This window comes from uncultured Phycicoccus sp., assembly GCF_947495705.1.
In the GTDB taxonomy this organism is placed as follows: domain Bacteria; phylum Actinomycetota; class Actinomycetes; order Actinomycetales; family Dermatophilaceae; genus Phycicoccus.
Genome location: NZ_CANLZR010000001.1, coordinates 234,486 through 248,912 on the forward strand (window position 1 = coordinate 234,486; position 14,427 = coordinate 248,912).

Consider the following 14,427-nt stretch of genomic DNA (forward strand, 5'->3'; position numbering starts at 1 on the left):
GCCGGGCGTCCGGCCCCGGGGGTAAGGAGCGTCACGCCCGCCGCGTGTCGTTCGGCGCCGGGTGCTCTGCGAGGATTCCGGGCATGGCGCGTGACTTCACCACAGTGGGTGTGATCGGACTCGGGACGATGGGGGCGGGGATCGTCGAGGTGTTCGCCCGGAACGGGCTCGACGTCCTCGCCGTGGACGTCGACGAGGCCGGCCTGGCGCACGGACGCGAGATCCTCACCGGCAGCACGGCCCGCGCGCTCAAGCGCGAGAAGATCACCCAGGACGAGCACGACGCCCTGCACGCCCGGGTCACCTACACCAGCGCGTTCGAGGACCTCGCCGGCTGCCAGCTCGTCGTCGAGGCGGTCCCGGAGCACCTCGACCTCAAGAAGGAGATCTTCGCGCGGCTCGACCAGATCGTCTCGGGTGACGCGATCCTCGCCACGAACACCTCCTCCCTCCCGGTCACCGAGATCGCCGTCGCGACGAGCAACCCCAAGCGGGTCGTCGGGATGCACTTCTTCAACCCGGCGCCGGTGCTGCAGTTCGTCGAGGTGATCCGCACGGTCATCACCGCCGACGACGTCTTCGAGGACGTCAAGGCGCTCGCCGAGCGGCTCGGCAAGAAGCCGGTCGTCGTCGGCGACAAGGCGGGGTTCATCGCCAACCGCCTGCTGTTCGGTTACCTCAACCACGCCGTGTCGATGTTCGAGAGCCGGTACGCCACCCGCGAGGACCTCGACGCCGCGATGCGGTTCGGCTGCGGGTACCCGATGGGGCCGCTCCAGCTGCTCGACCTCATCGGCCTCGACACCGCCTACGAGATCCTCGACACGATGTACAAGCAGGGCCGGGACCGCCTCCACGCGCCGAGCCCGATCATCAAGCAGATGGTCAGCGCCGGGCTGCTCGGCCGCAAGTCCGGCCGCGGCTTCTACACGTACGCCGAGCCGGGGTCCCCCGAGGTCGTGGCCGACGCCCGGACGCCCGAGCCCGGGGTGCCGGCGGGGGTCGCGCTGCGCGACGTCGCCACCGTGGGCGTCGTCGGCAGCGGGACGATGGCCACCGGCATCATCGAGGTCTTCGCGAAGGCCGGCTACCCGGTGACGTTCGTCGCGCGGTCCGACGAGAAGGTCGCCGCCGTCGTCACTGCCCTCGGCCGCAGCTGCGCCCGGGCGGTCGAGAAGGGCCGGATGGACCAGGCCGCCGCCGACGCCCTGCTCGGGCGGGTGGCCGGCGCCACCGGGCGGGAGGCGCTCGCCGACGTCGACCTCGTCGTCGAGGCCATCGCCGAGGACCTCGCCGTCAAGCAGGACCTCTTCCGCGACCTCGACGGCATCTGCAAGCCGGGGGCGATCCTCGCGACGACGACCTCCTCGCTGCCGATCATCGACTGCGCCAAGGTCACGTCGCGGCCGCAGGACGTCATCGGGATGCACTTCTTCAACCCCGCCGCGGTCATGAAGCTCGTCGAGGTCGTGCACACCGTGACGACCGCGCCCGACGTCGTCGCCACGGTGCAGGCGCTGTGCGCGTCGGTCGGCAAGGTCGCCGTCACCTGCGGGGACCGCAGCGGCTTCATCGTCAACGCGCTGCTCTTCCCCTACCTCAACGACGCCGTGAAGATGCTCGAGGCGAACTACGCGAGCGCCGACGACATCGACACCGCGATGAAGACCGGCTGCGGCCTGCCGATGGGCCCGTTCGAGCTGCTCGACGTCGTCGGCCTCGACGTGTCCCTGGCCATCGAGCGCGAGCTGTACATCGAGTTCCGGGAGCGCGGCTTCGCCCCGGCCCCGCTGCTCGAGCACCTCGTGACGGCCGGCTACCTCGGGCGCAAGAGCGGCCGCGGCTTCCGCACCTACGCCTGAGCCGCCGCCCCGGCCCTCCCTCGGCCCCGTGCCTCCCCCCGCCTCGTCCCTCCTCCATCCTGTCGAGGTGAGGTGACACGCGGACCGGGAGCCCGCGCAGCCTGCGTGTCACCTCATCTGGACGGCAGCCTCACGAGATGCGGAGGGTTCGGGGGTCCAGGCCCAGGGCGCGGGCGAAGCGGCGGAGCATCGCGACCCGTCGGTGACGTCGGGACAGGTCCTCGCTGAACAGCTCCAGAACGGTCCACCCCTCGTCGCCGAGCATCCCTGGCGGTAGGCGTCGGCGCTGCGGGCCGCGCGGCTGCCGTGCACCTCACCCTGGTACTCGCCGATGACCCGGGGCGCCCGCCACACGAGGTCGCCCTCGGCCAGCCACCCGCCGCCGGCGGCGTACACGGCGCCGCCCACCTCGGGCTCGGGGAACCCGGCATCGTGGAGGACGAGCCGAGCCCGGGTCTCCATCGGCGACCGCACGCCGGGGCGCACCAGGGCGAGCGCATCGCTGAGCAGGCGTTTGTGGCGGGGCCGGACCCGTGCCGCGAGGGCAGCGGCCAGCGGCTGTGCCGCGACGACGGCCGCCGACGGCCGCCGACGGCGCGCCTACGCAGCGACCCGCGACGACGTCACCGGCGGCCACGAGGTCGTCCCGTCCGAGCCCACGGCCCACGACCTCGCCGAGGTCCACCCGGGTGTCGGCGAGCGAGGTGACCCGCACCCCGTGCAGGAGCGTCGTCCCACGTCGCTCCGCCCCGCGGTGGCTGATGCAGCCCCGGCGCTCGATGCGGCCCCGGCCGGACGGGCGCAGCACGTCGAGGGCGACCTGGGCCTCGAGATGCCGGGGGAGCGGCAGGCCCCACAGCTGGGCGGCGGTGATGTGCGAGAAGACGGCATCGGCCGGCAGCGCCAGCGCGAACGCCGCCGCGCGCTGCCGGGAGGTGGTGGGGTCGGCGAGGCTGCGCACCGAGCGGGTCGTGCGTCGCAGCTCGGGCAGCCGCCACTGGTGGTCCGCGAGCCCCAGCCGGCGCGCCTGCGCCAGGGACAGGGGTCCCGGCGGCAGGGGTGGCAGGTGCGGCGGCATCGCCCGATCGTGCTCGGTCCGCGGCGGTGTCGTCGGCGGTTGTCCACAGGCTCCGTCGAGGGGAGGTGACACGCGCAGCGGCAGGGCGTCAGGCCTGCGTGTCGCCTCCTGTCGACTGGGCGAGGGCAGCGCGGCCCCGGTCAGTAGGGTCAGCGGGATGAGCACCACCGCACCCCTGCCCAGCCGTGCCCGCGTCGTCGTCGTCGGCGGTGGGGTCATCGGCACCTCGATCGCCTACCACCTCGCGCACGCCGGGGAGCGCGACGTCGTCCTCCTCGAGCGCGACCGGCTGACGTCCGGGACGACCTGGCACGCCGCGGGCCTCATGACGTGCTTCGGCTCCCTCAGCGAGACGAGCACCCGCCTGCGCCTGTACTCCCGCGACCTCTACGGGCGGCTGGAGGCCGAGACCGGCCAGTCGACCGGGTTCAAGCCGGTCGGGCTCGTCGAGGCCGCCGACCAGGACCGGCTCGAGGAGTACCGCCGGGTCGCGGTCTTCCAGCGGCGGCACGGGCTCGACGTCGAGGAGGTCTCGCCGGCGGAGATGGCCGACCTCTTCCCGCTGGCCCGCACCGACGACCTCGCCGGCGGCTTCTACGTGCCCGGCGACGGCCGGGTCAACCCCGTCGACGTGACGATGGCGCTCGCGAAGGGGGCCCGCCGCCAAGGGGCCCGGGTCGTCGAGGGGGTCTCGGTCACGGCGGTCGAGACCCGGCCGCGGGGTGCCGTCGAGGAGGTGACCGCCGTGGTCACCGACCGGGGGCGCATCGAGTGCGACGTCGTCGTCAACGCCGCCGGGATGTGGGCGCGCGAGCTCGCGCAGGCCAACGGCGTCGTCGTCCCCAACCAGGCGGCCGAGCACTACTACCTCGTCACGGAGCCGATCGACGGGATGAGCCCGGACGCCCCGGTCTTCGAGGACCCGGCCTCGTACGGCTACTACCGCGAGGAGGGCGGCGGCATGATGGTCGGGCTCTTCGAGCCCGAGGCCGCGCCGTGGAAGGTCGACGGCATCCCGAAGGACTTCTCGTTCGGGACGATCCCCCCGGACACCGACCGGGTCGCCCCGTTCCTCGAGCGGGCCATGGCTCGCGTGCCGGTCGTCGAGACCGCCGGCATCCGGACCTTCTTCTGCGGGCCGGAGTCCTTCACCCCCGACCTGTCCCCGGCCGTCGGGGAGGCGCCCGGCGTGCGCGGCTACTTCGTCTGCGCCGGGCTCAACTCGGTCGGCATCCTCTCGGCGGGCGGGCTCGGCCGGATCGTCGCGCACTGGGTGCTCACCGGGCGCCCCGACGTCGACGTCACCGGCATCGACGTCGCGCGGTTCCGGGACTGGCAGCTGGACCCCCGGCACCGCGCGGCCCGGACCGCCGAGGTGCTCGGCACGGTGTACACCGCCCACCCGCCCGGCACGCAGCTGACGTCCTCCCGCGGGGTCCACCGCTCCCCGCTGCACGACCGGATGATCGAGGCGGGCGCCTTCCTGCGCGACGTGTCCGGCTGGGAGTCCGCCGCCTGGTACGCCGGCCCGGGGGAGCGGCCCACCGCCCGGCCCGGGTGGGGCCGGCACCCGTGGTTCGACCGGTGGGAGGCCGAGCACCGCGCCGTCCGCGAGGCCGCCGGGCTGTTCGACATGTCGTTCATGACCAAGCTCGCGGTGCGCGGGCCGGACGCCCTCGCCGTCCTGGACGCGCTGTCCGCCGGGGACCTCGGCACCGACGGACGGATCACGTACACCCAGTGGCTCGGGGTGGACGGTGGGGTCGACGCCGACGTCACCGTGACCCGGCTGGCAGCCGACGACCTCCTCGTCGTGGCCTCCGACACCGCGTACGGGACGGTGCGGGGACTGCTGGCCCGAGGGCTGGGGGACGCCGACGTCGCGGTGTCCGACCTCACCGAGGACCTCGCCCTGCTGAGCCTCCAGGGCCCCGCCTCGCGCGCCGTCCTCGAGGCGGTCGCCCCCGAGCAGGACTGGAGCGCGGAGGCGTTCGCCTTCCGCGACGCCCGCCGGGTCACCCTCGCCGGCGCCGAGGTGCTCGCCGTCCGCGTCACCTACGTCGGGGAGCTCGGCTGGGAGCTCTACGTCCCGGCCGCGCGGGCTGCGGCGGTCTGGGACGCCGCTCTGGCCGCCGGGGACCCGCACGGGGTGCGTCCGGCGGGGCTCGCCGCGCTGTCGAGCCTGCGCCTGGAGAAGGGGTACCGGGACCACGGCCACGACCTCGACAACACCGACGACGTGTGGTCGGCGGGGCTCGGCTTCGCGGTGGCGCTGGACAAGCCGGGCGGCTTCGTCGGCCGGGACGCCACCATGGCCGCCAAGGAGCGGGGGACTCCCACCCACCGGATCGTGTCGGTCGTCGTCGAGGACCCCGAGCCGCTGCTGGTGCACGGCGAGGTGCTCCTGCGTGACGGCCACGCGGTGGGCGACGTGCGAGCGGGGTCCTACGGCTGGACCGTGGGCGGGTCGGTCGGCCTGGGGTCGGTCGGCGCCGACGGGCCGGTGACCGCGGACTGGCTGCGCGAGGGGCGCTGGGAGGTCGACGTCGCCGGGACGCGCCACCCGTGCCGGGTCTCGCTGCGGCCGCCGTACGATCCCACGTCGGCCCGGGTCCGCGGCTGATCGGGGAGACTGGGAGCGTGCCCCGCTCGAACCGACGCCGTCGCGACCTCGACAGCCGTCCGCTCGGCGGGTCCACCGAGGTGGCGACCGAGTCCTGGCGGGGCCGGCCCTGGTACGTCCGGCGGCTGACCGGTGCCACCTCGAGCCGGGAGTACGTGTGTCCCGGCTGCCACCAGGGCATCGCCGTCGGCACGGCGCACGTCGTCGCGTGGCCGGCCGAGGGCGTCGGCGGGGTCCAGGAGCGCCGGCACTGGCACACCCGCTGCTGGGCCGGCCGCAACGCCGCCCGCCCCTGACCCCGGCCGTCCGGGGAAGCGGCGGCCTACGCGGAACGCTGCCGCGGGACGAGGACCTCTTCGTAGATGAGCAGGAGCCCGGCGGCGACCGGGATGGCGAGCAGCGCCCCGAGCACCCCGAGCAGGGCACCTCCGGCGAGGGCCGCGACGACGGTGACGACGCCGGGCACCGAGACGGTGCGCTGCATGACCCGCGGGGCGATGACGTAGTTCTCGACCTGCTGGTAGATGACGTAGTAGATGACGACGATGAGCGCCTTGCGGGGCTCGTCGAAGAACGCCACCACCGTCACGAGCGCGGCTCCGAGGGTGGCGCCGATCATCGGGATGAGGCCGAGCAGCCCGACGAGGACCGCGAGCGCGGCGGCGTACTGCACCCCGACGATGTGCATCATCACCCACGAGAGCAGCGCGTTGAGCGTCGCGATGGCGACCTGGCCGCCGGCGTAGGAGCCGACCCGCCGCATGATCTCCTCCGACAGCGAGGCGACCCGCGACCGGCGGCTGGCGGGGACCAGGGCGTAGGTGGCCTGCTTGACCCGCGGCAGCGAGACGAGGAGGTACAGCGCGAGGACGAGGACGGTGAGGACCTGGAAGGACCCGGTGAGGACCGCCCGCCCGGCCCCGAGGAGCCCGCCGAGCACCCCCTCGATGAACTGCTGGTCGGTGAGCTTCTGGGTGAGCTCGGCCTGCATCCGGTCGAGCATGTCGTAGTTCCGGTCGAGCTCGCGGACCCACCGGGTGTCGAGGAGGTCCACGAGGTACTGCGGGCCGGCCTGGGCCAGCGCGGAGCCCTGGGAGATGACCGTCGGGAGCACGAGCGAGCCGATGGCGCCCAGGACGACGAGCAGGCCGCCGAACACGGCCGCCACCGACACCGGCCGGGGCATCCCGCGCGCGACGAGACGCTCGACGATGGGGTCGAGGGCCAGGGCGAGGAAGAACGCGACGAGCAGGATGCTGATCGTCGCCGCGAGCCGGCCCATCATCGACCACAGGCCCACGGCGAGCAGGGCCCCGGTGGCCCCGAAGAAACCGATGTAGAACGGCGAATGGCGGTTGAGCGGCCGGCCGACGGTGCCGTACCGCGAGAGCGGGTCCTCGCCGGTGCCCGGCGACGGGGCGTCCGGCCCCGGCTCCGGCGTGGGGGTGCCGGCACCGTCGGGGCCGGCGGCCGACGGCTCGCCGGCGGCGTCATCCAGCTCGCTGCGGTCGATGCGGTTGCTCTCCTCGAGCGCGGCGAGCTGCCGGCGGCGGTAGTCGCCCCACCGGGCCGCCGTGCCCCACACCGTCGTCATTCGCACCGGTCCACCTCCGGGGCACACCCTAACCGCGCGGGGTGCCCCCGGAGGCGAGGACGGCGCGGCCCGTCAGGCGTCCTGGAAGCGGGTGATCGCGGACTCGAAGCGGGCGCGCTTCTCGGGGTCGGTGACGCCCAGGCCGGCCTCGGGGGCCAGGGTGAGCACGCCGACCTTGCCCTGGTGGGCGTTGCGGTGCACGTCCAGCGCCGCCTGCCCGACGTCCTCGAGCGCGTAGGTCTTCGACAGGGTCGGGTGGACGATGCCCCGGTCGACGAGGCTGTTGGCCTCCCACGCCTCGCGGTAGTTCGCGAAGTGGCTCGAGAGGATCCGCTTGAGGTTCATCCAGAGGTAGCGGTTGTCGTACTCGTGCAGGAAGCCGGACGTCGACGCGCACGTGATGATGGTGCCGCCCTTGCGCGCGACGTAGACGCTGGCCCCGAACGTCTCGCGGCCCGGGTGCTCGAAGACGATGTCGACGTCGTGGCCGCCGGTGAGCTCGCGGATCCGGCGGCCGAGGCGCTGCCACTCCTTGGGGTTCTGGGCGGTGTTCTCCTCGTTCCAGAACCGGTACCCCTCGGCCGACCGGTCGATGATGAGCTCGGCCCCCATCGCCCGGCAGATCGCGGCCTTCTCGGGGGAGGAGACGACGCAGATCGGGGTGGCGCCGCCGGCGAGCGCCATCTGGGTGGCGTAGGACCCCAGCCCGCCCGAGGCGCCCCAGATGAGCACCCGGTCGCCGAGCTTCATGTGGGCGCCGTTCTTGCTGATGAGCTGCCGGTACGCGGTGGAGTTGACGAGACCGGGGGAGGCGGCCTCCTCCCAGGACAGGTGCGCCGGCTTGGGCATCAGCTGGTTCGCCTTGACGATCGCGAGCTCGGCGAGGCCGCCGAAGTTCGTCTCGAACCCCCAGATCCGCTGCTGCGGGTCCATCATCGTGTCGTCGTGGCCCTCGGCGTCCTCGAGCTCGACGGACAGGCAGTGGGCCACGACCTCGGTGCCGGGCGTCCACTTCGTGACGCCGGGACCCACCCGCAGGACGACGCCCGCCAGGTCGGACCCGACGACGTGGTACGGCAGGTCGTGGCGCCTGGCGAACTCCGAGGTGCGGCCGTAGCGCTCGAGGAAGCCGAAGGTCGAGACCGGCTCGAAGATCGAGGTCCATACCGTGTTGTAGTTGATGGCGCTCGCCATGACGGCGACCAGTGCCTCGCCGGGAGCGAGGTCGGGGACCGGCACCTCGTCGACGTGCAGCGAGCGCCGCGGGTCCTTCTCCTTCGTCGGCACCCCCTCGAACATGCCGACCTCGTCCTTGTGGACGGTGGCGCCGCGGTAGGACGCGGGCACGGCCAGCCCGGCGTACGTCTCGGCACTGCGGTCTCCGGAGAGGATGGCCTCGCGGATCTGGTCCATCAGGTCGTGCTCCTTCGGCGGACGGGGACACCTGGCGGTGAACCTACTGGCGGCGGCTACCCGCCGGTACCGGCTGAGACGGCGGTCACGTCGTGATCCCCCTCACGGGGCCGGCCCGGACCCCGTTCGGGGCAGGGCCCGTCCGGGATACGGTCATCCCGTGAGTCCAGCCCCGGTCAGCCGACGCGGCCTGCTCCTCGGCGGGAGCGGGCTCGCCCTCGGTGGTGGTGCGACCGGCGCGGTCCTCCTCGACCGTGCCCGCCGGGCCGAGATCCCCCTCTACAGCGAGACCGTCGCCTTCTCGGCACCGGACGTCCGCCACCTCGTGCCCGTCGGCCGGCCCGACACCGTCGTCCCGCGCACCCGGGTCATCGAGGCCGGTCCCTGGCGCTCGCGGCTCGTCGAGGACGAGGAGGGGTGGGTCGCCGGGTGTGCGGCGTGGACGCGCCACGGGGACGACGAGGCCGGGCTGCTGCACTCGGCCCTGCTCGACCTGCGGGCCCTCACCGCCGGGCTGCCCGTGGCCGTCGCCGGCTGGTCGCCGCGGTGGCGGTACGCCTGGCCCCGTGACGTCGCCTTCGTGGCGAGCGCCTTGGCGCGGCTCGGCCGACCCCACGAGGCCGCCGCCCAGCTGGTGTTCCTCCAGAAGGTCCAGCGCCCGGACGGCTGGTTCGAGGCGCGCTACGACCTCGAGACGGGCCGGGCCCCGGACGACCGGGTGGCTCAGCTCGACGGAGCGGGCTGGGCCCTGTGGGCGGCAGCCGAGCTCGGCCGGTGGGCCCCTGACGAGGCGCCGGCGCTGCTCGCCCCGGTGCGCTCGCTGCTCGTGCTCGCGTCGCGCCGGCTGCTCGCCTCGCGGGACCCCGCCACCGGCCTGCCGCCACCGTCCTCCGACTACTGGGAGCTCGTCGAGGAGACGCTGACCCTCGGCACCGCGGCCGCGGTCCTCGCGGGTCTGCGCAGCGCCACCCGCGCCCTGCCCCTCGTCGGGGAGATGGCCCTGGCCGACCGCACCGCACGCGCCGCCGACCTGCTCGGGGACCGGCTCCGCCACCTGTTCGCACCCCGGGGCTACCCGCGGCTCCTCGGGGGCGATGCGCCCGACGCCGCCGTCACCTTCCTCGTCTCCCCGATCGGGGAGCCGGAGCCCGACCTCGAGGTGCTCACGGCCGTGGACCGCGCCCAGACGGCGATGGCGCGCCCGGCGGGAGGGCTCGCCCCGGGCGCTTCCTGGAAGAACGACGGCATCAGCTGGACTCCCGAGACGGCCCTCTTCGCCGCGGCCTGGGCGGCCACCGGGTACCCCGGCAAGGCCCGGCACCTGCTCGAGTGGCTCGGCCGGCACCGCACCGCCGCCGGGTCCTTCCCCGAGAAGGTGCTCCACGACGGCCGGCCCGCCGCGGTCGCCCCGCTCGCCTGGACGGCCGCGACCGTCATCATCGCCACCCACGAGCTGGCCCGGCGATGAGCCCGGTCCGCCTCCTCCTCACGGTGACGGCCGGGCTGCTCGCGCTCCTGGCCGCCGGGCCGCCCGCGGCCGCCGACGGGCCGTCCCGCACCGTCCTCGTGGGAGCGCCGGGGCTGTCGTGGTCCGACATCGACGCCGACGCCACCCCGACCCTCTGGCGGCTCGCCGAGGACGGCGCCGTGGCCTCCCTCACGGTCCGAGCCGTGCGGTCCCGGTCGTGTGCCGTCGACGGGTGGCTCACGCTGTCGGCGGGGCGCCGGGCGGCCGATCTGGCCGGCCCGTGCATCGCGCCCGGGGGCCTCGCCGAGGACCGCGCGGTGCCGCGCTGGGACACCTACCTCCAGGCCGCCCGCGCGGACGGCTTCGGCGCCGTGCCGGGCACCCTGGCCGCCCGGCTCGCCACCGCGGGCTCGTGCGTCGAGGCCGTGGGCCCGGCCGCGGCGATCGGGGCCGCCGCCCCGGACGGCACGGTCTCCCGGGCCGCCGGGTCGCTGCCGGACGCGTTCGGCTGCCCGGTGGTCCTCGTCGACGGCGGGACGCTCCCCCCCGACGAGCCGGGCCGGCTCGCCGCGGCCCGGCAGCTCGACGGGGTCGTCGGTGCCGTGCTGCGCCTGGACCCGGAGGCGACCGTGCTCGTCGCCGGCCTCGGGGACGGCGACTCCCGGATCGGCCTACGCGCGCTGGTCGCCGCCGGCCCGGACATCGCCCCCGGGCTGCTCACCTCCCCGTCGACCCGCCAGCCCGGCCTGGTCCAGCTGCAGGACGTCACGGCGACCCTGCTCGAACGCGCCGGCGCCCCCGTCGCCGACGTCACCGGCCGAGCGATGACCGTCGACCCGTCGGACGCCGACGTCGCCGACCGGGTCGCGGACCGGGTCGGGTTCGAGGTGAGGGCGGGCACGCTGCGGTCGGTGAGCCCCCAGGTCACCGGGTGGCTCGCCGCCGCCTTCGCGGGCTGGTGCGCCGTCGCCGCGCTGCTCCTCTGGCGCCGCGGGGCCACGGTCCCGCTGCCGGCCGCCGTCCGCATCGCGGGGGTCGCGATCGCCGCCGTCCCTGCCGCGACGTTCGCCGCCAACCTCGTGCCGTGGTGGCGTGCCGGCGCCCCGGGCCTGGCCTTCACCGCCGTGCTCACGCTCGTCGTCGCCGCGGTCACGGCCGTCGCCGTCGTCGTGGAACGCAGGCGGCGGCTCGGGGCGCTGCGCGTCGTCGCGGCCGTCACCCTCGCGCTGCTCGTCGGCGACGTCGCCACGGGGTCCGGGCTCCAGCTCGCCTCGGTGTTCGGGCAGAACCCCACCGTCGGCGGCCGGTTCTACGGCGTCGGCAACACCTCGTACGCGCTGTACGGCGTCGCGACGATGGCCGTCGTCGCGCTCCTCGCCACGTCCCGGCGGGTGAGCAGGCGGCACGCCCTGGCGCTGGGGGCCCTGGCCCTGCTCGCGCTGACCGCGGTCGAGGGGTACCCGTCGCTGGGTGCCGACTTCGGCGGCCCGCCCGGGCTGGTGCTCGGCGGGCTCGTGGTCCTCGCGGGGGCCTCCCGGGTCCGGATCGGTGCCGCGCGGGCGCTGCTGGCCGTCGCCGGGGTCGTCGTCCTCACCGCCGGCGTCGCCGTGCTCGACTGGCTGCGCCCCCCGGCGGCGCGCACCCACCTCGGCGAGTTCGTGCAGACGGTGCTGGACGGCGGGGTCGGCGACGTGATCGGCCGCAAGCTCGCGCAGAACCTCACCAACCTCTCGTCGCCGCCGCTGCTGACGATCGGCGTCGCCGCGGTCGTGCTCGGGCTCCTTGCCTGGCGCGCCGGCTGGCGGCCGGGCGCGGCGGGGCGGCTCGTGCTGCGCGGGTCGGCCGTCCTCGCGCTCGTCGGCTTCGCCGTCAACGACTCCGGGCTCGTCGTGCCGGCCTTCGCCGCGCTCGCCCTGCTGCCCCTGCTGGCCGCCGCCGGGCCGGTGTCAGTGGCCGGCGGCGGGTTCGACGAGCTCGACGAGGATCCCCCCGGCGTCCTTGGGGTGGACGAAGTTGACGCGTGACCCGCTGGTCCCGCGCCTGGGGGCGTCGTACAGCAGCCGCAGGCCGCGCTCGCGCAGCGTCGTGCACACGGCGTCGAGGTCCTCGACGCGGTAGGCCAGCTGCTGGATGCCCGGCCCGCTGCGGTCGAGGAACTTCGCGATCGTCGACTCCGGCGTCAGGGGCGCGAGCAGCTGGATGCACGAGCCCGAGTCGCCGACGCCCATCATCGCCTCCTGCACGCCCTGCTCCTCGTTGGTCTCCCGGTGGAGCATCCGCATGCCGTAGGCCGACTCGTAGAAGGTGATCGCCTCGTCGAGGTCCGGGACGGCCACGCCCACGTGGTCGATGGCGTTGAACAGGTCCGAGGAGGGCACAGAGCTCATGCCTCCAGGGTAGGGAGGACCATCCGGGTCAGGAACGAGCCGTTGATCACACCGACGACCGCCCCGGCCGACGCCAGCGTCGCGACGACGACCGCCGCGGTACGGACGACCCCGCCGTCGCGGAACGCGAGGTCCATGCCGACGAAGATCATCGGCATCCCCACGGCCCACGCCAGCATGTTGGCCGGCACCCAGCGCCATGCCCGGGCCACGTGGTGGCGCAGCACGAGCGTCTGCGCCCAGGCCAGCACCGCCCCCGCGACGAGGCCGAGCCCGGCGGCCGCGAGGACGACGACGCCCTGCGGCGGCTCCGGCACCGGCGCCGCGTCACCGTCGACGCTCAGCAGGCTGACGACGGTCGAGGGCAGGTAGCCCAGGACGTAGGCCGTGAGCGCCCCCCAGAGCGTCGCCCACCACCAGGCCCGCCGGGTGAGCCCGGGCAGCCAGGGGTGCACCGCCCGGTGCTGCAGCAGCCCGACCACGGTGGCCTCGACCGCCCCGCTGAGGACGACGATGGCGAAGCCGGCGAGCACGGCCCCGACGGCCGACGGCTCAGCGGAACGCCCGACGACGAGCCAGGCCAGCAGCCCGGTGGCGCCCAGCCCCAGGGTCTCGCCGACGGTGTTCGCGAGGACCCAGCGGCGGAGGAGCTCGGCGCGGCCCATGAGGCCAGCATGGCCCCGGCCGGCGCCTCGGGGCCGTCGCGGGTGGCGAGAGTCACCGCCCTCGGGGCTGGCGTGTGGCGGTGGCGTCGCTACAGTCGAGCCAGACCCGTCCCGACCCCGTACGGAGGCCTCCGCATGTCCACCGACCCCACCGTCATCGTCGCCGGCGCCCGCACCCCGATGGGGCGGATGAGCGGCTCGCTCAAGGGCTTCAGCGGCTCCGACCTCGGCGGCTTCGCCATCAAGGGGGCGCTCGAGAAGTCCGGCGTCGACCCCGCGAGCGTCGACTACGTCATCATGGGCCAGGTCCTCACGGCCGGCGAGGGGCAGATCCCGGCCCGCCAGGCCGCCGCCAAGGCCGGCATCCCGATGAACGTCCCCGCCCTCACCGTCAACAAGGTGTGCCTGTCCGGGATCGACGCGATCGCGCTCGCCGACCAGCTCATCCGGGCCGGCGAGTTCGAGGTCGTCGTCGCCGGCGGCCAGGAGTCGATGACCAACGCCCCGCACCTGCTGGAGAAGAGCCGCGACGGCTTCAAGTACGGCGACGTGACGATGCACGACCACATGGCCGCGGACGGCCTGTGGGACGCCTTCACCGACCAGGCCATGGGCCTGCTCACCGAGACCGCCAACTGCGGCGACTCGACCTTCACCCGCGAGGAGCAGGACGAGTTCTCGGCCCGCAGCCACCAGCTGGCGGCTCGCGCCTGGAAGGACGGGCTCTTCGACGACGAGGTCGTCTCCGTCTCCATCCCGCAGCGCAAGGGTGAGCCGGTCGACTTCAAGACCGACGAGGGCATCCGCGCCGACACGACCGCCCAGTCGCTCGCCGGCCTGCGCCCCGCCTTCAGCAAGGACGGCACCATCACGGCCGGGTCCGCGTCGCAGATCAGCGACGGGGCGTGCGCGGTCGTCGTCATGCGCAAGTCCAAGGCCGAGGAGCTCGGCCTCGAGTGGCTCGCCGAGATCGGCGCGCACGGCGTCGTCGCCGGCCCGGACTCCACGCTGCAGAGCCAGCCCGCGCGGGCCATCGCCAAGGCGTGCGAGCGCGAGGGCATCGACCCGGCCGACCTCGACCTCGTCGAGATCAACGAGGCCTTCGCGGCCGTCGGGCTCGCCTCGACCCAGGAGCTCGGGCTCGACCCCGAGATCGTCAACGTCAACGGCGGCGCCATCGCGCTCGGCCACCCCATCGGCATGTCCGGGGCCCGGATCGCCCTGCACCTCGCGCTCGAGCTGAAGCGGCGCGGCGGCGGCGTCGGCGCGGCCGCGCTGTGCGGCGGCGGCGGCCAGGGCGACGCGCTCGTCCTCAAGGTCCCGGCCCAGGGCTGACC

Annotated in this window: 11 protein-coding genes; 6 read left to right on the plus strand and 5 right to left on the minus strand. The window is 74.8% G+C overall.

The features are described 5' to 3' along the window. The first annotated feature begins 83 nt into the window (after positions 1 to 83). A complete protein-coding gene (locus tag Q0963_RS01180; protein ID WP_299441262.1) occupies positions 84 to 1,862 on the plus strand; it encodes a 3-hydroxyacyl-CoA dehydrogenase family protein in 1,779 nt (592 codons plus the stop codon). A gap of 108 nt (positions 1,863 to 1,970) precedes the next feature. On the opposite strand, the gene Q0963_RS01185 is transcribed toward Q0963_RS01180, so the two are convergent. After that, complete coding sequence (locus tag Q0963_RS01185) at positions 1,971 to 2,324, minus strand: hypothetical protein (protein ID WP_299441265.1); 354 nt, start codon at positions 2,322 to 2,324, stop codon at positions 1,971 to 1,973. A 773-nt stretch (positions 2,325 to 3,097) separates the two neighbouring features. Here Q0963_RS01185 and Q0963_RS01190 point away from each other — a divergent pair. Beyond that, complete coding sequence (locus Q0963_RS01190) at positions 3,098 to 5,563, plus strand: FAD-dependent oxidoreductase (protein WP_299441268.1); 2,466 nt, start codon at positions 3,098 to 3,100, stop codon at positions 5,561 to 5,563. A gap of 17 nt (positions 5,564 to 5,580) precedes the next feature. Beyond that, the gene (locus Q0963_RS01195) at positions 5,581 to 5,859 is read left to right on the plus strand and encodes a hypothetical protein (RefSeq protein WP_299441271.1); all 279 of its coding nucleotides are present in this window, start codon (positions 5,581 to 5,583) and stop codon (positions 5,857 to 5,859) included. 26 nt (positions 5,860 to 5,885) lie between these two features. On the opposite strand, the gene Q0963_RS01200 is transcribed toward Q0963_RS01195, so the two are convergent. Together Q0963_RS01200 and ccrA are read right to left on the minus strand one after the other, a co-directional pair. After that, a complete protein-coding gene (locus Q0963_RS01200; protein WP_299442422.1) occupies positions 5,886 to 7,157 on the minus strand; it encodes an AI-2E family transporter in 1,272 nt (423 codons plus the stop codon). 72 nt (positions 7,158 to 7,229) lie between these two features. Next, complete coding sequence (ccrA, locus tag Q0963_RS01205) at positions 7,230 to 8,570, minus strand: crotonyl-CoA carboxylase/reductase (RefSeq protein ID WP_299441274.1); 1,341 nt, start codon at positions 8,568 to 8,570, stop codon at positions 7,230 to 7,232. 160 nt (positions 8,571 to 8,730) lie between these two features. Here ccrA and Q0963_RS01210 point away from each other — a divergent pair, with 160 nt between their 5' ends. Both Q0963_RS01210 and Q0963_RS01215 read left to right on the plus strand, forming a co-directional pair. Continuing rightward, complete coding sequence (locus tag Q0963_RS01210; protein ID WP_299441277.1) at positions 8,731 to 10,038, plus strand: hypothetical protein; 1,308 nt, start codon at positions 8,731 to 8,733, stop codon at positions 10,036 to 10,038. Next, positions 10,035 to 12,062 carry a hypothetical protein gene (locus Q0963_RS01215; RefSeq protein WP_299441279.1) on the plus strand — a complete coding sequence of 676 codons (2,028 nt, stop codon included), beginning with the start codon at positions 10,035 to 10,037 and terminating at the stop codon, positions 12,060 to 12,062. The genes Q0963_RS01210 and Q0963_RS01215 overlap by 4 nt, the downstream gene beginning before the upstream one ends. Here the strand turns inward: Q0963_RS01215 and mce are convergent. Next, on the minus strand, positions 11,985 to 12,425 hold the full coding sequence (mce, locus tag Q0963_RS01220; RefSeq protein WP_299441284.1) for a methylmalonyl-CoA epimerase: 441 nt from the start codon (positions 12,423 to 12,425) through the stop codon (positions 11,985 to 11,987). The genes Q0963_RS01215 and mce overlap by 78 nt on opposite strands. Next, positions 12,422 to 13,090 (minus strand): hypothetical protein, encoded by a 669-nt coding sequence (locus Q0963_RS01225; RefSeq protein WP_299441287.1) that lies wholly within the window; start codon positions 13,088 to 13,090, stop codon positions 12,422 to 12,424. Before Q0963_RS01225 ends, mce begins: the two co-directional genes overlap by 4 nt. A 135-nt stretch (positions 13,091 to 13,225) precedes the next feature. Between Q0963_RS01225 and Q0963_RS01230 the strand changes: the two genes are divergently transcribed. Further along, positions 13,226 to 14,425, plus strand: a complete 1,200-nt coding sequence (locus tag Q0963_RS01230) for an acetyl-CoA C-acetyltransferase (protein WP_299441290.1) — start codon at positions 13,226 to 13,228, stop codon at positions 14,423 to 14,425. Positions 14,426 to 14,427: the final 2 nt, after the last annotated feature.